Annotated in this window: 23 protein-coding genes and 1 tRNA gene; 20 read left to right on the forward strand and 4 right to left on the reverse strand. The window is 50.7% G+C overall.

All coding sequences use genetic code 11. The features are described from left to right. Position 1: 1 nt before the first annotated feature. From AB4876_RS09015 to AB4876_RS09025, 3 genes are all read right to left on the reverse strand, one after another. Positions 2–340 carry a YnfA family protein gene (locus AB4876_RS09015; protein WP_368381319.1) on the reverse strand — a complete coding sequence of 113 codons (339 nt, stop codon included), beginning with the start codon at positions 338–340 and terminating at the stop codon, positions 2–4. Between the two features lie 152 nt (positions 341–492). Further along, entirely contained in the window at positions 493–1,089 is a 597-nt protein-coding gene (locus AB4876_RS09020) for a lytic transglycosylase domain-containing protein (RefSeq protein ID WP_438273407.1), read from the reverse strand. Position 1,090: 1 nt separating this feature from the next. Continuing rightward, positions 1,091–2,815 carry a proline--tRNA ligase gene (locus AB4876_RS09025; protein ID WP_368381321.1) on the reverse strand — a complete coding sequence of 575 codons (1,725 nt, stop codon included), beginning with the start codon at positions 2,813–2,815 and terminating at the stop codon, positions 1,091–1,093. Positions 2,816–2,895: 80 nt separating this feature from the next. Between AB4876_RS09025 and AB4876_RS09030 the strand changes: the two genes are divergently transcribed. From AB4876_RS09030 to AB4876_RS09115, 18 genes are all read left to right on the forward strand, one after another. Then, on the forward strand, positions 2,896–3,318 hold the full coding sequence (locus tag AB4876_RS09030; RefSeq protein WP_368381322.1) for an HIT domain-containing protein: 423 nt from the start codon (positions 2,896–2,898) through the stop codon (positions 3,316–3,318). Positions 3,319–3,605: 287 nt separating this feature from the next. Further along, the gene (locus tag AB4876_RS09035; protein WP_368381324.1) at positions 3,606–4,007 is read left to right on the forward strand and encodes an HU family DNA-binding protein; all 402 of its coding nucleotides are present in this window, start codon (positions 3,606–3,608) and stop codon (positions 4,005–4,007) included. A gap of 193 nt (positions 4,008–4,200) precedes the next feature. Next, positions 4,201–4,455 (forward strand): FmdB family zinc ribbon protein, encoded by a 255-nt coding sequence (locus tag AB4876_RS09040; RefSeq protein ID WP_368381325.1) that lies wholly within the window; start codon positions 4,201–4,203, stop codon positions 4,453–4,455. A 46-nt stretch (positions 4,456–4,501) separates the two neighbouring features. Further along, positions 4,502–6,277, forward strand: a complete 1,776-nt coding sequence (aspS, locus tag AB4876_RS09045) for an aspartate--tRNA ligase (RefSeq protein WP_368381326.1) — start codon at positions 4,502–4,504, stop codon at positions 6,275–6,277. 81 nt (positions 6,278–6,358) lie between these two features. After that, positions 6,359–7,114, forward strand: coding sequence for a YebC/PmpR family DNA-binding transcriptional regulator (locus AB4876_RS09050; protein ID WP_368381327.1), 756 nt, complete (start codon positions 6,359–6,361; stop codon positions 7,112–7,114). Positions 7,115–7,240: 126 nt separating this feature from the next. After that, positions 7,241–7,768 carry a crossover junction endodeoxyribonuclease RuvC gene (ruvC, locus tag AB4876_RS09055; protein WP_368381328.1) on the forward strand — a complete coding sequence of 176 codons (528 nt, stop codon included), beginning with the start codon at positions 7,241–7,243 and terminating at the stop codon, positions 7,766–7,768. Positions 7,769–7,840: 72 nt separating this feature from the next. After that, positions 7,841–8,440: a Holliday junction branch migration protein RuvA gene (gene ruvA / locus AB4876_RS09060; protein ID WP_368381329.1), complete on the forward strand. Its 600-nt coding sequence runs from the start codon at positions 7,841–7,843 to the stop codon at positions 8,438–8,440. A gap of 13 nt (positions 8,441–8,453) precedes the next feature. After that, complete coding sequence (gene ruvB, locus AB4876_RS09065; RefSeq protein WP_368381331.1) at positions 8,454–9,494, forward strand: Holliday junction branch migration DNA helicase RuvB; 1,041 nt, start codon at positions 8,454–8,456, stop codon at positions 9,492–9,494. Continuing rightward, on the forward strand, positions 9,494–9,886 hold the full coding sequence (ybgC, locus tag AB4876_RS09070) for a tol-pal system-associated acyl-CoA thioesterase (protein ID WP_368381332.1): 393 nt from the start codon (positions 9,494–9,496) through the stop codon (positions 9,884–9,886). The genes ruvB and ybgC overlap by 1 nt, the downstream gene beginning before the upstream one ends. Positions 9,887–9,908: 22 nt before the next feature. After that, complete coding sequence (gene tolQ, locus AB4876_RS09075; RefSeq protein ID WP_368381333.1) at positions 9,909–10,583, forward strand: protein TolQ; 675 nt, start codon at positions 9,909–9,911, stop codon at positions 10,581–10,583. Between the two features lie 11 nt (positions 10,584–10,594). Further along, the gene (gene tolR, locus AB4876_RS09080; protein WP_368381334.1) at positions 10,595–11,038 is read left to right on the forward strand and encodes a protein TolR; all 444 of its coding nucleotides are present in this window, start codon (positions 10,595–10,597) and stop codon (positions 11,036–11,038) included. Between the two features lie 5 nt (positions 11,039–11,043). Beyond that, positions 11,044–11,823: an energy transducer TonB gene (locus tag AB4876_RS09085; RefSeq protein WP_368381335.1), complete on the forward strand. Its 780-nt coding sequence runs from the start codon at positions 11,044–11,046 to the stop codon at positions 11,821–11,823. Then, the gene (gene tolB, locus AB4876_RS09090) at positions 11,823–13,115 is read left to right on the forward strand and encodes a Tol-Pal system beta propeller repeat protein TolB (protein WP_368381336.1); all 1,293 of its coding nucleotides are present in this window, start codon (positions 11,823–11,825) and stop codon (positions 13,113–13,115) included. Before AB4876_RS09085 ends, tolB begins: the two co-directional genes overlap by 1 nt. A gap of 85 nt (positions 13,116–13,200) precedes the next feature. Then, complete coding sequence (locus AB4876_RS09095) at positions 13,201–13,695, forward strand: OmpA family protein (RefSeq protein ID WP_368381337.1); 495 nt, start codon at positions 13,201–13,203, stop codon at positions 13,693–13,695. Between the two features lie 15 nt (positions 13,696–13,710). Further along, on the forward strand, positions 13,711–14,547 hold the full coding sequence (ybgF, locus tag AB4876_RS09100; protein ID WP_368381338.1) for a tol-pal system protein YbgF: 837 nt from the start codon (positions 13,711–13,713) through the stop codon (positions 14,545–14,547). Positions 14,548–14,614: 67 nt separating this feature from the next. Beyond that, positions 14,615–15,265, forward strand: coding sequence for a 7-carboxy-7-deazaguanine synthase QueE (gene queE, locus AB4876_RS09105; protein WP_368381339.1), 651 nt, complete (start codon positions 14,615–14,617; stop codon positions 15,263–15,265). A gap of 15 nt (positions 15,266–15,280) precedes the next feature. After that, positions 15,281–15,958, forward strand: coding sequence for a 7-cyano-7-deazaguanine synthase QueC (queC, locus tag AB4876_RS09110; RefSeq protein WP_368381340.1), 678 nt, complete (start codon positions 15,281–15,283; stop codon positions 15,956–15,958). A 199-nt stretch (positions 15,959–16,157) separates the two neighbouring features. After that, positions 16,158–16,232 (forward strand) — tRNA-Lys (locus AB4876_RS09115). 163 nt (positions 16,233–16,395) lie between these two features. Here the strand turns inward: AB4876_RS09115 and AB4876_RS09120 are convergent. Further along, positions 16,396–16,635: a helix-turn-helix domain-containing protein gene (locus tag AB4876_RS09120; protein WP_368381341.1), complete on the reverse strand. Its 240-nt coding sequence runs from the start codon at positions 16,633–16,635 to the stop codon at positions 16,396–16,398. Between the two features lie 356 nt (positions 16,636–16,991). Between AB4876_RS09120 and AB4876_RS09130 the strand changes: the two genes are divergently transcribed. Together AB4876_RS09130 and AB4876_RS09135 are read left to right on the forward strand one after the other, a co-directional pair. Next, the gene (locus AB4876_RS09130) at positions 16,992–18,233 is read left to right on the forward strand and encodes an Arm DNA-binding domain-containing protein (RefSeq protein ID WP_368381342.1); all 1,242 of its coding nucleotides are present in this window, start codon (positions 16,992–16,994) and stop codon (positions 18,231–18,233) included. Next, on the forward strand, positions 18,233–18,487 hold the full coding sequence (locus AB4876_RS09135; protein ID WP_368381343.1) for a hypothetical protein: 255 nt from the start codon (positions 18,233–18,235) through the stop codon (positions 18,485–18,487). The genes AB4876_RS09130 and AB4876_RS09135 overlap by 1 nt, the downstream gene beginning before the upstream one ends. The last annotated feature ends 30 nt before the right edge of the window (positions 18,488–18,517 follow it).

An 18,517-nucleotide genomic window follows, 5' to 3' on the forward strand; every position in this document is an offset into this window, starting at 1 on the left:
CTTATGTAGCGCGTGGCGCAAACATAATAATGGCCATGCCCAATAGTGCGACGCTAGAACCCAATATATCCCATGTGCTTGGGCGAATACCCTCAATAGCCCACAGCCACAAAATCGCCATGCAAATATACACGCCGCCATAGGCCGCATAGACCCGGCCAGCGGCTGCCGCTGCGGGGTGCAAAGTGAGTAACCACGCAAATATCCCTAAGCTCAATGCGGCAGGAATGAGGAGTAGGATTGATTTCCCTTCGCGCAGCCAAAGATAGGGCAGGTAGCAGCCGATAATCTCAGCGAGTGCGGTGATGAAGAAAAGGATGACAGTCTTAAGTTCCGGCAAGATTAAGGATTCCTTTGAGTTGGCGCAGAGCAAAGTACCCAAGCGTGAAGTACTGAGAATAACTTTTAGCTAATTGATAATTACGATACTGTCTGCGGCGGGCGTTTAGAGTTTATATGCTCTGTCTGTCTGCTTGAATGCAGTAACACTATTTAATTAAAACTCAATTCCCCATTGTACCAATGCTTGCGCCAGCGGCTGAATACCCGCTCTGGGTACCAGTGTTTGCCGAGGCTGCCGTTGTAGCGGGCAAGGGCGCGGTGGAGATTGCCTTTTTCTTTATCTAGATAGAATTTTAATATGTGGCAGCCGTAACGTAGATTGGTGTCGGGCTCGGTGAGGTTGTCTTCGGGGCGGCCAATTTCCTTTTTCCAAAAGGGCATAACTTGCATCAGGCCTTGAGCGCCAACGCGAGACACGGCATAGCGGTCAAAGTAGCTTTCTACCTCTATTAAGGCGAGGACGAGTTCGGGGCTTAAGTCAGCGGCGCTGGCTTCGCGGTGAACACTGCGCAAAAAGCTGAGGCGCTCCGCGGGGTCTTTTATAAAGCGGCTCATGCGGCTCGACATGTCGAATAGCCACACTTCGGCGTCGAAGCGGTCTTCAAAGCTGTCGGCTTCGGCGATAGCGAGTTGCAAGTATTGGCGCAGTTCGTCGCGGTCCTTTACGTCGTCTCCGGTCGCCGCCCAAGAGGGCGCGGCGAGTAGGCAGAGCGTCAAGCAAGCTGAAACAAGGCTGCGCCAGATCATGTTAACGAGGCAGTTGCTGTTGAATAAAGTTGACGACATCGTCAATAGCAATGTCTTCATTGTCACTGGCACGGCGATTTTTGTATTCAAGCATGCCGTTGTCTAAACCTCGGTCGCCAATCACGATACGGTGAGGAATACCGATTAACTCCATGTCGGCAAACTTAACCCCTGGGCGTTCGTTGCGGTCGTCGAGCAGCACGTCGTAACCTAGGTCGCGCAAGGTGTTGTAAAGATTCTCGGCTTGCTCGCGAACTCGCTCCGACTTTTGCATGTTCAGCGGTACAATCGCAACTTCAAAGGGCGCGATGCTGGCGGGCCAAAGTATGCCTTTATCGTCGTTGTTTTGCTCAATGGCTGAGGCAACTACGCGGGTAACGCCTATGCCGTAGCAGCCCATGGTCATGATTTGGTCTTTGCCATTTTCGTTTAGCACGCTGGCTTTGAGCGCTTCTGAATACTTGGTGCCGAGCTGGAAAATATGACCAACTTCAATGCCGCGTTTAATGAGTAAGCTGCCTTTGCCGTCGGGGCTGGGGTCACCTTCTACGACATTGCGGATGTCGGCTGTTTCAGAGAAGGCGGCGTCGCGATCCCAGTTGCTGCCGGTAAGATGGAAACCATCTTCGTTGGCACCACAAACAAAGTCGCTGCTGTGGGCTGCGCTGCGGTCGGCAATAACGCGAATTTTTAAACCGGCTGGGCCAATTGAGCCAGGCTTGCAGCCCAGTGTCGCGACAATGTCCTCTTCTGCCGCGAAGGAGAGTGGCGAGGCGACGCCGGCTATTTTTTCAGCCTTGATCTCGTTGAGCTGGTGATCACCACGCAAGACCAGTGCGATTAAGTCTTGTTTGCCATGTTCATCTTCTTCACCGTAAACGATGAGGGTTTTTAACACCTGCTCGGCGCTCAGCTTGAGTAGGGCGCTGACTTCGTCAATAGTGTGGGTGTTAGGCGTGGCGACTTTCGTCGTTGCTTGGCTAGGCGCAGGGCGTTCACCGGCGGGGGCGATGGCTTCGGCCATTTCCACGTTGGCGGCATAGTCTGAGGTGTCAGAAAAGGCGATATCGTCTTCGCCAGACGAGGCCAATACGTGAAACTCGTGGGAACCGCTGCCGCCAATAGAGCCGGTGTCGGCAATGACAGGGCGGAAATCCAAGCCTAAACGCGTGAAAATGCGCGAGTAAGCGGCGTGCATCACGTCGTAGGTCGCTTGTAGGGATTCTTGGTCATTATGAAAAGAGTAGGCATCTTTCATAATGAATTCCCGCGAGCGCATTACGCCAAAGCGCGGGCGAATCTCGTCGCGGAATTTGGTTTGCACCTGGTAAAAGGTCGCCGGCAGTTGCTTGTAACTTTTAATTTCGTTGCGAATAAGGTCGGTTATGACTTCTTCGTGGGTTGGACCTAGGCAAAAATCTCGGCCGTGGCGGTCGTTAAAACGCAGGAGCTCGGCACCGTATTGTTCCCAGCGGCCAGACTCCTGCCATAATTCGGCGGGCTGGGCGACCGGCATCAGTACTTCCATGGCGCCGCTGTTGTCCATTTCGTCGCGAATTATGGCTTCGACTTTGCGCAGCACTCGCAGGCCCATTGGCAGCCAAGTGTAGAGGCCGGTGGCGAGCTTGCGTATCATGCCCGCCCGCAGCATTAGCTGGTGGCTGATGACTTCGGCATCGGCGGGGGTTTCTTTAATGGTGGCAATTAGGAATTGGCTAGCGCGCATGATGTAATTCTGGCCTTGTTTATCAGAGTGTGCGCATTTTACGATTGATCGGCAGCGCGGTACAGCCGCAGGAGGTAGTGATGTTCGAATTACATGAGGCTTTGGCCAGAGATTGCGAATTTTTGGGTGATTTACCCCTGTGCAGGCTGCTGTTAATGAACGACAGCCAGTATCCCTGGTTGATTTTGGTGCCGCGCCGTGCAGATTTGCGCGAGCAATGTGACTTAAACAGCGACGATCAACTGCTGTATTTGCAGGAATCGAATATTAGCTGTGCGGTGCTGCGTAGTGAATTTGGCGCCGAAAAGCTCAATGTGGCGGCTCTGGGTAATATGGTTCCGCAGTTGCATATCCATCATATTGCGCGGTTTAACACCGACGCGACATGGCCCAAACCGGTTTGGGGGCAGCTCCCCGCACAAGCCTATACGGACGCTAAATTAGCGGCACTTGTAGTGCAGTTGCGCAAGGCTTTTAGGGCGCGTATTGAACTTAAATATTAGGGTTTGGCGGGGGTTGTTAGCGCTAGGTTAGGCTTTTTGTCGGCCCAGCTGTTTTGGTTGTTAATTGTGCTGAATTCTGCAAAAAAGGCCTTTTTTGCAGTGTTTTGCGCTTAAATGGCACCCTATATCTTGTATTGCGTAAAACAATCGACTATAGGTAGTCGCATGCACTTTTCTGATGAAAGACGCTAAGGCAGGTACAGTGGTCTTTGCCTTGGTTTAGCTGTTGAGTGCTAGGGATTTAATTGGGCAAGAAAAATTCAACGTGAGATATAGGAATAATCATAATGGCGATAAAAAAAGCTGCTCCAAAAAAAGCTGCCGCTAAGGCAAAAGTTAGCGCACCAGCAAGCGCGGCACCTAAGCGTAAAACAACAGCAATCAGCGAGAAAATGACCAAAACTCAGATTCTGACTGAGATTGCTGAAAACACCAATTTGAGCCGTAAGCAGGTTGGCGATGTTATGGCTGAGCTGGAAATTTTGATTGAGCGCAGCATCAAAAAGCGTGCGCTAGGTGAGTTTACTATTCCCGGTTTGATGAAAATCACCACGGTGAAGAAGCCAGCAACTAAGGCGCGCAAGGGTATTAACCCTTTTACCGGTGAAGAAACCACCTTTAAAGCCAAGCCTGCCAGCGTGGCAGTAAAGGTTCGCCCACTGAAAAAGCTCAAAGATTTCGCTGTTTAAGCGTAAATCGACCACTCCAAGGTGGTATTTACACCACTTTGGAGTTTAATCCACCGCTTTACCGTTTATTTCCTCTCTGATATTGGCTCCTGCATTTATTGCTGGCGGCGCTTTGCGTTATAATCCCGCTCCTTTTGAGCCGTTTGGCCCTTAATGACTTCATTGGTTTGTTTTGAATTGGGGATATTTTCCTATGCCTATCTACGAATATGTGTGTCGGGCCTGCGAACATGAGTTTGAAGCCTTGCAAAAAATGAGTGATCCAGTTCTAACTGATTGCCCGGAATGTAAGGCTGTGGAGCTGGCTAAAAAGGTTTCGGCAGCGGGTTTTCGCCTAAAAGGTGGCGGCTGGTATGAAACCGATTTTAAATCTGGCGGCAAAAAGAAAAATTTGGCGGGTGACAGTGCCTCTAGCGGCGCCGCACCTACGTCTTCATCCTCCGACTAAACCTCGGATTTTGACTTAATAAACTCGATATAGCGGGACAGAATTCATGCGCAGTCATTATTGCGGCAGCTTGGGTAGTGAAAACATTGATCAAGAAGTGACCTTGTGTGGTTGGGTAGACCGCCGTCGAGATCATGGTGGGGTTATCTTTCTCGACATGCGTGACCGCGAGGGCATTGTGCAGGTCGTGTTTGATCCAGACACCGAAGAACACTTCCGCACTGCCGACAGGGTGCGCGGTGAATATGTGCTGCGTATTCGTGGCCGCGTTCGCGCCCGGGCCGAGGCGACCGTTAACGCCAATATGAAAACTGGCGCCATTGAAGTGCTGGGTAAAGAGCTGGAAATTCTGAATGAGTCAGAAACCCCTCCGTTCCAGTTGGATGATCACACAAATGTTGGCGAAGATGTGCGTTTGCGCTATCGCTACCTAGATCTGCGTCGCCCGCAAATTGCCGACAAGCTGCGCTTGCGCGCGCGGATTACCTCGGTGCTGCGCCGCTATTTAGATGGCCAGAACTTCTTGGATATCGAAACGCCGATTTTGACTCGTGCTACGCCAGAAGGCGCTCGGGATTATTTGGTGCCTAGCCGTACTCACGCTGGCAAATTCTTTGCGTTGCCCCAATCGCCTCAGCTCTTTAAACAGCTGCTGATGGTGTCGGGTTTTGACCGCTATTATCAAATCGCCAAGTGCTTTCGCGACGAAGATCTGCGCGCCGACCGTCAGCCAGAATTTACCCAGATCGATATTGAAACGTCTTTTATGGACGACAAGCAAATCATGGCCGTTACTGAGGGCATGATTAGCGATCTGTTTAAAGAAGTGATGAATATTGACCTTGGTAGCTTCCCAACCATGAAGTACGCCGAGGCCATGTCGCGTTTTGGTAGCGACAAACCCGACATGCGGATTCCGCTCGAGATGGTCGACGTTGGCGATCTGATGCAAGACGTGGAGTTTAAAGTCTTCTCTGGTCCAGCCAAAAGCCCAGAAGGCCGCGTAGCTGCTTTAAAAGTACCTGGTGGTAACGAGGCGCTGACCCGCAAGCAAATTGACGAATACACTAAGTTCGTTGGTATCTACGGTGCCAAAGGCTTGGCGTACATTAAGGTAAATGACAAGTCTGATCTGGAGAATGGCCTGCAGTCTCCTATTGTTAAGTTCTTGCCCGAGCCAGTGCGCGCCGCAATTTTGGAGCGTTTGGCCGCTGAAAATGGCGATTTGATCTTCTTCGGCGCAGATAGCGCCAAAGTAGTGAACGAAGCGCTTGGCGCGCTGCGCTGTAAATTGGGTGAAGATCTTAACTTGTACACCTGCGAGTGGGCGCCACTGTGGGTTGTTGACTTCCCAATGTTTGAGAAAGATGGCAGTGGCAACTGGACCTCACTACACCACCCCTTCACTGCACCGTCGTGCAGCCCAGAAGAGCTTGAAAAAGCACCTGGCTCAGCCCTGTCAATTGCCTACGATATGGTGCTTAACGGCACTGAGCTTGGTGGTGGTTCGGTTCGTATTCATCGCTCAGATATGCAACAAGCGGTATTCCGCGTATTGGGTATTGGCCCAGAAGAAGCTGACGAGAAATTTGGTTTCTTGTTAGATGCCCTCAAATACGGCGCGCCACCGCACGGCGGTTTGGCTTTTGGTTTGGATCGTTTAGTGATGTTAATGACCGGTGCGAAGTCGATTCGCGACGTTATTGCTTTCCCTAAAACCCAGAGCGCGGCCTGCGTGATGACCGATGCACCAGGTACGGTTGAGAGCAAGCAGTTAACCGAGCTGAATATTCGTTTGCGCAAATTAGAAGAAGATAAATAATTGAGCTAAGCGCTCAATAGGTTTTACCGTTCGATCTAGATGAGCCTCGCAATGCGGGGCTCGTTTCTGTCAGGAGGCTATATGGCGGGTCACAGCAAGTGGGCCAATATTAAGCATCGCAAAGCTGGGCAAGATGCCAAGCGCGGCAAAATATTCACCAAACTGATTCGAGAAATTGTGGTAGCTGCCAAAGCCGGCGGCCCTGCGCCTGAAGATAATCCGCGCTTGCGTGCGGTGGTCGACAAGGCGCTGACCGCGAATATGAAACGCGACACTATCGACAAAGCCATCGCGCGAGGCGCGGGTAATGCCGAGAGCGACAATTATGAAGAAGTGACTTACGAAGGTTATGGCGCGGGTGGCGTGGCGATTCTGGTTGAATGCATGACCGATAACCGCAATCGCACGGTGGCTGACGTTAGGCACGCCTTTAATAAGCGTGGCGGTAATTTGGGTACTGATGGTTCGGTTGCCTATTTGTTTAATCGCCTTGGTCAAATGGTTTTTGAGCCGGGCCAAGAAGAAGATGCTGTGCTGGAGGCGGCTTTAGAGGCCGGCGCCGAAGACGTGCAATTTGGCGACGACGGGTCGATTGAGGTGTTAACCGCCTTTGCTGACTTTATGGCAGTGAAAGAGGCAATGGCGGCAGCGGGCTTTGCGCCGGATCACGCCGAAATCGTCATGCAGCCATCAATGGCAGTTGCGCTGGATCAAAATGGCGCCGAGGCATTGCTGGCACTTGTCGATATGTTGGAAGATCTCGACGACGTCCAGAGTGTGCACACCAATGCTGATATCCCCGAAGAGGTTCTTGCTGCACTGGCGGATTTGGTTTGATCTTTAGCGCCGTCGATGTCGGCGTGTCATTATCTATGAAAATCTGTGCATAATAAGTCAGACTCGCCGCGCTCAGCGTATGCTCGTGCGTAGCCATATTGCTTCCTTTTTTCATTTGCAGGCGCCATGACCATAATTTTGGGGGTAGACCCCGGATCACATAAAACCGGCTTTGGCGTAATAGAAGTGCTGGGTAACCAACACCGTTACGTAACCAGCGGTGTGATTCGCCTGCCGCAGGGTGCGTTGCCAGCGCGCTTGGATATTATTTTTAAAAGTTTGTGCACCATTATTAATGAATACTCACCCGATGAAGCGGCCGTAGAAGAGGTATTTATGGCTAAGAGCGCGGGCTCTGCCTTAAAACTTGGGCAGGCGCGGGGGGCGGCCGTGGTGGCCTGTGTGAGTGAGGGCTTGTTGGTTGCTGAATATACCGCCAGACAAATAAAAAAAGCGGTGGTAGGCACCGGCGCTGCAGATAAAGAGCAGATCCAGCACATGGTGAAAATCTTACTGAAACTCCCCGCTGCGCCGCAGGAAGATGCGGCAGATGCCTTGGCGGCGGCAATTTGCCATGCCAATTCTCGGCAGGGCTTGTTGAGTATGTCTGGGCCACACGGCGGCGCGCGCATGCGCCGTGGTCGCCTTTCTTAGCTGCTATACCTGAATAACGATGCATAAGAACGAATACACACCGATGAAAGTTAATATGAAGACGGAGCACAAATGATAGGTCGTTTGCGGGGGGTGCTAATAGAAAAGCAGGCGCCGGAGATTGTTATTGAGGTGAATGGCGTGGGCTACGAAGTGCTGGTGCCAATGACCACGCTTTATAATTTGCCTACGCTGGGCCAAGAAGTGTCGCTTTACACCCAGTTTATAGTTCGCGAAGATGCTCAACAGTTATATGGTTTTAGCGATGTTCGTGCGCGGCGCCTGTTTCGCGATTTGATCAAGGTTAACGGGGTTGGCCCTAAGATGGCCTTGGCGATTATGTCCGGCATCGACAGCGACGAGTTTGTGCGCTGCGTGCAAGACGGTAATACCGCTGCGTTAGTGCGCTTGCCGGGGGTGGGTAAGAAGACCGCTGAGCGCCTGGTTATTGAAATGCGCGACCGCCTTAAAGATTGGGCGCCAGAGCTGGGCAGTGTTAGTACGCCAACGCCGCAAACGCTGGGCCGTGTGAATATTGCAGAAGCTGAAGCAGCGCTGGTGGCGCTGGGTTATAAACCCCAAGAGGCGAGCAAGGCCATTAGTGCCTTAAAACTGGATGATGCCAGTAGCGAGGAATTGATCCGCGCTGCCTTAAAAAACATGATTAAGTAATGAGCAAAGCCCTGTGATAGAAATAGACCGCCTAGTGGCACCGGAGCTCGGCGAGCCAGCTGAAGAACGCTTCGATCGAGCGATACGGCCTAAAAGCCTTGCCGATTATATTGGTCAGCCAGCGGTGCGCGAGCAAATGGGGATCTTTGTGAGCGCAGCGCGGATGCGCAATGAACCGCTGGATCACACCCTGATTTTTGGCCCGCCAGGCTTGGGCAAAACCACCTTGGCAAATATCTTGGCCAATGAAATGGGGGTGTCGCTCAAAACGACCTCGGGGCCGGTATTGGAAAAAGCGGGTGACCTTGCTGCTCTGCTGACCAATCTCGATGCTGGCGATGTGCTGTTTATTGACGAGATTCATCGTCTCAGCCCCAATATTGAAGAAATTTTGTATCCGGCGATGGAAGACTATCAGCTGGATATTATGATTGGCGATGGCCCAGCCGCACGCTCCATTAAATTGGATTTACCGCCGTTCACCCTAGTTGGTGCCACCACTCGGGCGGGCTTGTTAACGTCACCGCTGCGGGACCGCTTCGGTATTGTCCAGCGCTTGGAATTTTATGGGGTGAAGGATCTTACCACCATTGTTAGCCGTAGCGCGGGCATTCTCGGTATGCGCCTCGATGACGCAGGTGCCCATGAAATTGCACTGCGCTCTAGGGGCACGCCACGCATTGCCAACCGGCTATTGCGGCGGGTTCGGGATTACGCTGAAGTTAAGTCAGACGGTTTTGTGAGCGCCGAAATCGCCGATCAGGCATTAAATATGCTTAATGTCGACAGCAGTGGCTTTGATCACCAGGATCGGCGTCTACTATTAGCGATGATCGAGCGTTTTGATGGTGGTCCTGTGGGCGTAGATAGCCTCGCCGCCGCGATTAGTGAGGAGCGCGGCACCATAGAGGATGTACTTGAACCTTATTTAATTCAGCAGGGCTATATTATGCGCACACCTCGGGGCCGGGTCGTTACTAATCAGGCGTATCGTCATTTTGGCTTGGAAATGCCCAAAAATGGGGATATTACCGAAAACGGTGGTGCATCCTGATGGAATTCAGTCTACCGCTGCGAGTCTATATTGAAGACACCGACGCGGGTGGCATAGTTTACTATGTGAACTACCTCAAATTTATGGAGCGTGCGCGTACCGAATATATGCGGGCACAGGGATTTTCTAAAGCGGCAATCATGAATGATGCGCTAATGTTTGTTGTTAGTGCACTGCAAACAAAATATTTACGTCCGGCACGATTAGATGAGCAACTAAATGTAACCGCCAGAGTCATAGCGGCGGCTCGAGTAAGCTTGTGTTTTGAACAACGGGTTTACCGAGGCGAAGAATTGTTGTGCGAGGCCGAGATAACAGTGGCTTGTGTTGACAGTAATACGCTAAAGCTAAAACGAATACCAACGGAGCTGCTTGCAGCACTGAAGCATTAATACAAAAAATCAGGAGTGAACTGTGGGACAAGAGCTTTCCATTTGGCAACTAGTGAGTTCGGCCAGCTTATTTGTGCAGCTGATAATGATGGTTCTATTGCTTGCCTCGGTAGTGTCCTGGTATCAAATTGCCAACCGAGTTATGTATTTCAATCAAGCGCAGGGCGAGATGAATCGCTTTGAAGCGCGGTTTTGGTCGGGAACGGATCTTCATACTCTTTATAAAGAAGGTGATGAGAAACATGTGGTCGTTGGTATGGAGAGCGTGTTTCGGGCGGGCTACAAAGAGTTTACTCGGCTAGCCAAAAAGCGTCTCGACTCCGACGCCATGATGGAGGCCTGTCAGCGCTCAATGCGCGTAGCCTTGTCTCGGGAAGAAGAGGCGATGGAGCATAGTCTTCCATTTTTGGCGACGGTGGGTTCAACCAGCCCTTATGTGGGGCTGCTCGGTACCGTGTGGGGGATCATGGGTTCTTTCCACGGCTTAGGTCAGGTTCAGCAAGCGACCTTGGCCACAGTGGCACCGGGTATCTCTGAGGCTCTGGTTGCAACAGCTATGGGTTTGATAGCTGCGATACCGGCGGTGGTTTCCTATAACCGCTTTTCCTCCAAGGTCGATTCTTTTGCTGGCAAATACGACACTTTCTCTGAAGAGTTCTCCAGTATTTTACACCGCCAAATTCACTCGCGGGATTAAGGGGAACGGCTATGTCGCGACGAAATAAGCGTAAGCCGATGTCCGACATTAATGTGGTTCCCTACATTGATGTGATGTTGGTGCTATTAATAGTATTTATGGTAACGGCGCCAATGCTGGTGCAAGGTGTGCAAGTGGAACTGCCGCAGGCATCTACCGAGCCAGTGCCGCCTACTGACGATGATCCTATTGTGGTCTCGGTGGATAAGCAGGGTAAGTACTATGTGACCTTGGGCGACCCAAGTAAGCAGGGCGAGCCGGCAGAGTTGGCTGATATCGGCGACAAGATCAGTAAAATTTTGCGCAATAAGCCCAAAACGCCAGTAATGGTAAAGGGTGACGGCGCAGTAGATTATTCGGCTGTGGTAGCTGCGATGGCGGTCTTGCAGGGTGCAGGCGCAACGTCGATAGGTTTGATTACCGAGGAACCTAAATCGCGCAGTGGAGCGAAGTAAGCGCGATGAGTGATATAAAGCTGGTTCCGGCAGCGGTAACGCTAAGCATGCATGCGGGGGTGATAGCGCTCTTGCTGTTTGGTATACCGACCATGCAGGACACAAAGCCCTTGGAGGCGCGGCCGCTGGCAATACAGGCAAAATTGGTGATTGAAAAGCCGGTAAGTCGGCCGGCGCCAGCAAAGCCGGTGGCGAAACCAAGCCCGAAGCCTGTGGTCAAACCGGCGCCTAAGCCCGAGCCGGTTAAAAAGCCTGAGCCTAAGCCGACACCGCCGCCACCGAAACCAAAGCCCGTGCCGCAGGTAAAAAAGCCCGAACCAAAAGGGCCGACGCCGGAGGAGATTCGCAAGCAGAAAGAGCAGGAAAAGGCTCGTGAGGCAGCTAAGCAGCAGGCCCTGCAAGAGGAGATTCGTCGCGAGCAGCAAAAAGAGCTTGCCGATGCGCTTGCCTCTGAAGATGAGTTGGTGGAGGACGGTGAATTAGCCTCTACTTATGCCGATTTAATTACGGCATTGATTTCAAATAATTGGACGCGGCCGCTGTCTGCCCGAAACGGTATGCAGGCGACGATCCAAATTATGACCACGCCTACTGGCGAGATAGTTGGTCATTCGATTATTAAGGGCAGCGGCGATAGCGCCTTTGATATATCGATAACCCGGGCGGTGACTCGTTTGGGCAAGATAGAAGAGCTGGCTGAGTTGGCTCGCAAAGATCCGTCGGCGTACGAAAAAAACTTCCGACGTTTTACGATTAATTTTTCACCCCAAGATTTGAGGCGGTAATGTTTAAACAGATTGTTACAGTGTTAGCCTTGGTGCTCGCCGGTAATTTCGCAGTGGCCGATCTCACCATTGAAATTAATAAGGGCAAGGACGATCCTGTGCCTATTGCGATTGTGCCCTTTGGTTGGCAGCCCGGTGTGGCTGTTGCTGAGGATATAGCGTCTATTGTTGAAATGGATTTACATCGCAGCGGCCAATTTGCACCTTTGAGCCGCGGCGACATGCTGGGCCGCCCGCGCAATGCCAGTGAAGTTTATTACCGAGACTGGAAAAGCTTGGGGGTAGACTACGTGGTGGTGGGCACGCTCACGCAGCCGATGCCAGGTACGTTAATGGCAAATTACGAACTGCTAGATGTCAATACGCAGCGCGTGGTACTTACTGGCTCGGAATCGGTGAGCTCAGAGAAGCCGCGCTACCTCGCGCACACAGTTAGCGACAAAATATATGAAAAACTCACAAATATTCGCGGTGCATTTAGGACGCAACTGCTTTATGTTTCCGCTGTTCGCGAAGGGGGCAATCGAACCCGCTTCCGGTTGCTGAAAAGCGACATCGATGGGGCCAATGAATCGGTACTTTTTGACAGTCGAGAGCCAATTATGGCGCCGACTTGGTCCCCAGACGGCAAGAAAATCGCATACGTTTCCTTTGAAAGTAGCAGGCCTGCAATATACATGCAGGACCTACTGACGGGTGTGCGTAAGCAGTTAACAGCGTTCCGTGGTTTAAACAGCTCGCCAGCGTTTTCACCTGATGGCACAAAAATGGCGATGGTATTGTCAAAGGATGGCAGTCCCGATGTGTATGTGATGGATTTGGCCAGCGGCAGTTTAGAGCAGGTAACCAATCACTTTGCTATCGATACTGAACCGGCCTGGTTACCAGACGGAAAATCGTTAATATTCACGTCCGACCGAGGCGGTAAACCGCAGATTTATAAGGTCCAACTGGGTAGTGGAGCGGTAGAAAGAATTACATTTATAGGTGACTATAATGCTAGGGCGAGAGTTCTGGCAGATGGTCTGGGTCTGGTGCTAGTGCATCGCAGCAACGGCAATTTTCATATCGCAGTGCAGGATTTGAAACGTAACCGTGTTGAGATTCTAACCAGTACCAATTTGGACGAGTCACCTAGTGTGGCGCCAAACGCCAGTATGCTATTGTATGCAACACAGTATGATGGCAAGGGTGTTTTGGCGGCAGTATCGATAGACGGTGGAGTGAAGTATCGCTTGCCGTCGCGATTCGGGGATGTGCGCGAACCGGCTTGGTCGCCTTTTCTTCAATGAAGTAGTAGCCGGGAAAGAAAGACCGAACATACAAAATTAATTGTGTGTCCGGAAGTGTGTAATCAAAACTTGACGGGAAAATGCCATGAAATACCAAGCAAAAAATATGTTTTTGGGTGTAGCTTTCTTCAGCGTACTGTTGGCCGGTTGTGCATCAACTGACACCGATAGCAGTGGCCAAGAAGGTGCTGACACAGTTAGCACTTACACAGAGTCTGCCGATGCAAATGCCTCAGCTTACGATGCCCAAGACATGATGAATCTCGAAACGGTTTTCCATTTCGAATTCGACCAAGCCACTTTGACTGCTAAGGCTCGTAAAGCTCTGGACGCACAAATTGTTCGTCTGAAGAAAACTACTGGTCCTGTGCGTCTGGAAGGTCATGCTGACGAGCGCGGTACCCGTGAATACAACATCGCTCTCGGTGAGCGTCGTGCTATTGCTGTAGCAGATTACATGGCAATTAATGGCATTCCGCGCTACCGTATTGAGACTGTTAGCTACGGCGAAGAGCGTCCAGTTGCATTCGGCCAGTCTGAATCAACTTACTCTCAGAACCGTCGCGTTGAACTGAAGTAATTTAAAGGCGTACTGATGCAGTTTACAAAACCACTGTTCTTGCTGCTGCCGGCAGCGTGTTTGTCGGCACAGTTGTGGGCGCAAGCCCCAGTTGTAGATATGAACTCACCCCGACAGGGTGCTGAATCCGGTCGCAGTATTCAGGGCGAGATCTATCAGCAGCTTCAGCAACTTCGTCAAGAAATGATGACGCTGCGGGGAATAGTGGAGGAGCAAGAGCATCAGATCAGTCAGCTAAAACAGCAGGGCCTAGATCGCTATATTGATTTAGACCGCCGTTTGGGTTCGCTAACCACTGGCGCCGCTGGCGCGGTGGTTGGCAGCTCTAGCGCGGAGGCGGGTATAACAGCAGGCGCAGACAGCGGTGAAATACCGTCTGCCAGTGACGTGCCAGCAGTTGCCGCAGCTACTTCTGTGACCGCAAGTCCCTCAGTTTCTGGTCCGGTTCCGGCTGTGGCGAGTTCTGGGAATGATTCTTCCGACTATACCGATGCTTACGCCTTGGTTAGAAGTGGCAATTACGATCAAGCCATCACTGCATTTCTAGCATATGTAGAGCGCTACCCCTCAGGTCGCTACACGCCTAATGCGTGGTATTGGTTGGGCGAACTCTATGTTGCAGTTAAGCCCCAGAATTTAAAAGGCGCAACCGAGGCCTTTCAGTATTTGCTAAGCAAATATCCTGACCACGATAAAGTCCCCGCTGCCATGTACAAATTGGGCACGGTCTACTTCTTGAATGGTAATAAGCAAAAATCCCAAGAATTACTGACACATGTCATTGACCGCTACGGCAGTACCGGCAACTCTGCAGTAAATAAATCGCGGGAATTTCTCCGTAAGAATTTCTGATTGTTCGCGGAGCAAAGCTTGCGCGGCTGGTCTCCGGAAACAATCCAGTATCCGGTAACTGGCGTCAATGAAAGCTAACACCCTTCGTATTACAGAAATATTCTATTCCCTGCAGGGCGAGTCCCGTACCTTGGGCTTGCCCACCGTGTTTGTGCGCCTTACGGGTTGTCCCCTGCGGTGCGTGTACTGCGATACCGAATACGCCTTTCATGGCGGTGAGCGCCGTGAACTAGACGATATTCTCGCGGAAGTGGCAAAGTATTCTCCTCGCTATATCTGCGTCACTGGTGGTGAACCGCTTGCGCAACCTGAATGCTTAGGCCTGCTTACCGCACTCTGTGATGCGGGTTATGAGGTGTCCTTAGAAACCAGTGGCGCATTGCCTATCGAAAAGGTGGATTCACGGGTTTCACGAGTTGTCGATCTAAAAACGCCGGCTTCGGGTGAAATGCATCGCAATCTTATGGATAATATCCCTTTTCTCACCGCGCACGATCAAGTTAAGTTTGTGCTGTGTAATCGTGAAGATTACGACTGGGCGAGATTTCAGCTCGATAGCCACCAGCTAAATAAGCGCGCCGGTGAAGTTTTGTTTTCACCCAGCTTTGGTCAGCTAAGCGCGACTGATTTGGCAAACTGGATAGTGGCAGACAACCTCCCTGTGCGTTTCCAGATGCAATTACACAAGATATTGTGGAATGACGCCGCAGGGCATTAGAAAAGAGGATGTGTTTTGCAAAAGAAAGCAGTCGTACTGGTTTCCGGTGGCTTAGACAGCGCTACGGTATTGGCCCAGGCAACAACCGCAGGTTACGAGTGTTATGCCCTAGCATTTGACTACGGCCAGCGTCACCGCGCCGAATTAGTCGCCGCCAAGCGCGTTGCAGAAAGTGGCGGTGCCAAAGAATTTAAAATTATTAAATTAGATTTAAGCAGTATTGGTGGCTCAGCCTTAACCGATATGAAAATCGATGTTCCCGATGCGGGCGCAGTGGGTATTCCAGTTACCTATGTGCCAGCGCGCAATACCGTGTTTTTGTCGATTGCCTTGGGCTGGGCGGAAGTCCTAGATGCCGACGATATATTTATCGGCGTGAACGCAGTGGACTACTCAGGCTACCCCGACTGCCGCCCCGCATTTATTGAAGCCTTCGAGACCCTCGCCAATGTCGCTACCAAGGCGGGCGTAGAAGGGCATGGCATGCACATCCACACCCCCCTAATGACCCTCAGCAAAGCGGATATCATCAAGCAAGGGGTGATTCTAGGCGTGGATTACGCGCAGACTGTGTCCTGCTACCAAGCCAATAGTGATGGCGAAGCCTGTGGCCGCTGCGATAGTTGCCACCTGCGCCGCGAAGGTTTTCAGCGGGCGGGTGTTACAGATCCTACCCGATATCGGAAACTGTAATAAAACTGCATTTTTTAACACTCTATGGTTGTTTTTTCTTTTGAAATCCGTATTATAGGCGCCTCTTTCGGGGTCACTGAAAAGACGCACTTTTAGCGAATAATCAGTGATTTAGCTCTAGTAAATAATACTGGATTCATTCGGAAGATAGCTTTACAATGCGGCCCCCGGAACACGCGGGTAGCAAAAAAGAGAATTTGGGCCGTTAGCTCAGTGGTAGAGCAGTTGGCTTTTAACCAATTGGTCGATGGTTCGAATCCATCACGGCCCACCATCAAATTCCGAAGAAAATCAAAGCGTTGCAGATGTGCAGCGCTTTTTTTTCGTCTGGACTTTTCCTCTGTGACCACCTTAGTGCCCATTCTGTGCCCAAATCGCGCCCATTCTGTGCCCAAAGGCTGATTCAAAATAAGTGAAAAATCAGCCGAAATGACCAGTTAGTCTACCTTGGGCACTGGCTCTGGAAGGTGTACTAACAGGTCTTCAACACGGCATTCAAAGTAATTACACAGTGCGTCAATATTATCAGTTCCGGTATTGCATCCTTTTTCATTTGCAATCTTGGAAAGAGTTGCTCGGTGTATGCCGGTCGCCTTGGATACCTCATTTAGAGTAATAACCCGGCCGTCGTGAAACTCCTTTTCGGCTAACACTTCTTTTAATCGTATCCTAATCAAAATAGACATCCGTCAATTATAATCGACATTTATTGTTGATTGTCGATATTTGTCGTGGTATAAAATAACCAGGCGTCGCACAAACTCGACGTGAGGCATTAAAAATCGACTTGCGATGAAGGAAATATACATGAGTTATACATACCTTACTACTGATGGCCTATCTGAGCGGATTCATTATGAGCCTACAACTATTCGTAGCGTATTGAAGGATTCAGTTTTGTTTGAAGGCACACACTACATCCGCCCGTTTGGTGGGCGGAAAATTCTATACATTTGGGAGAATATTGAGAGGGACATGGGGTTATCTCAAAACGATAGCATTGCTATTCCTTTAGCTTCAGGGGGCAAGTGTTATGGGTAAGATTAGATCTCGTGAAGAAACAGGATGTTTGTTTTTCGATTTCAGGGTTAATGGCGCTCGCTGCCGTGAACAAACTACTCTGAAAGATACAAAAGCTAATCGCCGTAAAATGGAAAAAGTCCTCGAGCGTATTGAGCGTGAAATCGTGGCGGGTACTTTTGATTACGGTACGTTCTTTCCAGGTAGCGGCAGGGCAAGCCAATTCGAAAGCCGCCCATCGACTCCCTCAGTCGGTGTGACACCTAGTGTGGGTAGCGTTGATATGGCTGCGGCTCCAGTGCCGCCAGCGGTAATAGAGCGTGCGACGCCAACATTTTCTGAATTCACCGAAGTTTGGTTAACGGAAAATGACGCTGTCTGGCGCAGGAACACCATGATCTCCACAAAGGTGCATGTTAATGGATACTTGCTACCACGTTTCGCTGATAAGCAGATACACCAAATCCTGAAAGCAGACTGTTTAGCGTTTCGGGCTGATATCGCTAAGACAGGTGGCAGTATGAAGAAGCGAACGCTTTCTGCAAAAACCGTCAATGAGATTATGCAGATACTAGGAGCGATTCTCGCGGAAGGTGCTGACCGCTATGAATTTCCTAACCCTATGCAAAACGTAAAGCGGCTTAAAACGCAGAAGGTGCATATCGACCCACTGTCCTTTGATGAAGTTGAGAAGTTCATAGCTAATGTTCGGCCAGATTATAAACCGTACTTTACTGTCCGTTTTTTTACAGGATTGAGAACAGGGGAGGTGCACGGTCTTCAGTGGCGCTATATCGATTTCGAGCGGCGTGAAATTTTAGTTCGGGAAACCTATAGCCATTTAGGTCGTGAATACACCAAGAACGATGGCTCGCAGCGCGAAGTGCGTATGTCAGAGCCAGTCTATCAGGCGTTAAAAGCGCAATACGAAGCATCCGGTACTCTGAGTGAGTATGTGTTCTGTACTAGTGTAGGTACGCCGATTGATCCACTCAATGTAAACAAACGGGTTTGGAAGCCCACATTGAAATTACTCGGGATGAAAGACCGCCGTTTTTATCAAACCCGCCATACCGCAGCGACACTATGGCTGGCCTCCGGTGAGGCACCAGAATGGATCGCTAGACAGATGGGACATACCAGCACGGAGATGCTGTTTAAAGTCTACTCACGCTACGTTCCCAATCTAACCCGTCAAGATGGATCAGCTTTTGAGCGATTGCTTTTACAGCGAATGGGAGGGGGAGTGGAATAATGAAATCATTAACAAAAGAAACGGCAGGTTCATTGGCAAAAGTACTTGATAGTCGACTATCGACGATTCATGGCGATGATATGGTCGCTATTCTTGGTGTTGGACGTGAGTCCAGTAATGAGAAGGCCATTCAGTCATGGTTGATGTCTCGTTTTACCGATATCGGCGTTTTTCAAGGTAGTTGTCGCCTCAGATTGATTTATGCCGCCTTGTTTTTCTCGTCCACGACCGCTGGCTTTTCCGGGTTAAGATAAACGTCTTTTATCGGTTCCCAGTTTCTAATA

Source organism: Zhongshania guokunii, assembly GCF_040892635.1.
In the GTDB taxonomy this organism is placed as follows: Bacteria; Pseudomonadota; Gammaproteobacteria; order Pseudomonadales; family Spongiibacteraceae; genus Spongiibacter; species Spongiibacter guokunii.

Bases quoted from the DNA above. Each gene is read 5' to 3' on its own strand.
- AB4876_RS09030 (WP_368381322.1), top strand. From the start codon at position 2,896: ATGTTCGAATTACATGAGGCTTTGGCCAGAGATTGCGAATTTTTGGGT.
- ybgC (WP_368381332.1), top strand. From the start codon at position 9,494: ATGGAATTCAGTCTACCGCTGCGAGTCTATATTGAAGACACCGACGCG.
- AB4876_RS09050 (WP_368381327.1), top strand. From the start codon at position 6,359: ATGGCGGGTCACAGCAAGTGGGCCAATATTAAGCATCGCAAAGCTGGG.
- AB4876_RS09040 (WP_368381325.1), top strand. From the start codon at position 4,201: ATGCCTATCTACGAATATGTGTGTCGGGCCTGCGAACATGAGTTTGAA.
- ruvC (WP_368381328.1), top strand. From the start codon at position 7,241: ATGACCATAATTTTGGGGGTAGACCCCGGATCACATAAAACCGGCTTT.
- tolR (WP_368381334.1), top strand. From the start codon at position 10,595: ATGTCGCGACGAAATAAGCGTAAGCCGATGTCCGACATTAATGTGGTT.
- ruvA (WP_368381329.1), top strand. From the start codon at position 7,841: ATGATAGGTCGTTTGCGGGGGGTGCTAATAGAAAAGCAGGCGCCGGAG.
- AB4876_RS09135 (WP_368381343.1), top strand. From the start codon at position 18,233: ATGAAATCATTAACAAAAGAAACGGCAGGTTCATTGGCAAAAGTACTT.
- AB4876_RS09020 (WP_438273407.1), bottom strand. From the start codon at position 1,089: ATGATCTGGCGCAGCCTTGTTTCAGCTTGCTTGACGCTCTGCCTACTC.
- ybgF (WP_368381338.1), top strand. From the start codon at position 13,711: ATGCAGTTTACAAAACCACTGTTCTTGCTGCTGCCGGCAGCGTGTTTG.
- queE (WP_368381339.1), top strand. From the start codon at position 14,615: ATGAAAGCTAACACCCTTCGTATTACAGAAATATTCTATTCCCTGCAG.
- AB4876_RS09130 (WP_368381342.1), top strand. From the start codon at position 16,992: ATGGGTAAGATTAGATCTCGTGAAGAAACAGGATGTTTGTTTTTCGAT.
- tolB (WP_368381336.1), top strand. From the start codon at position 11,823: ATGTTTAAACAGATTGTTACAGTGTTAGCCTTGGTGCTCGCCGGTAAT.
- aspS (WP_368381326.1), top strand. From the start codon at position 4,502: ATGCGCAGTCATTATTGCGGCAGCTTGGGTAGTGAAAACATTGATCAA.
- AB4876_RS09095 (WP_368381337.1), top strand. From the start codon at position 13,201: ATGAAATACCAAGCAAAAAATATGTTTTTGGGTGTAGCTTTCTTCAGC.
- AB4876_RS09085 (WP_368381335.1), top strand. From the start codon at position 11,044: ATGAGTGATATAAAGCTGGTTCCGGCAGCGGTAACGCTAAGCATGCAT.
- AB4876_RS09035 (WP_368381324.1), top strand. From the start codon at position 3,606: ATGGCGATAAAAAAAGCTGCTCCAAAAAAAGCTGCCGCTAAGGCAAAA.
- AB4876_RS09025 (WP_368381321.1), bottom strand. From the start codon at position 2,815: ATGCGCGCTAGCCAATTCCTAATTGCCACCATTAAAGAAACCCCCGCC.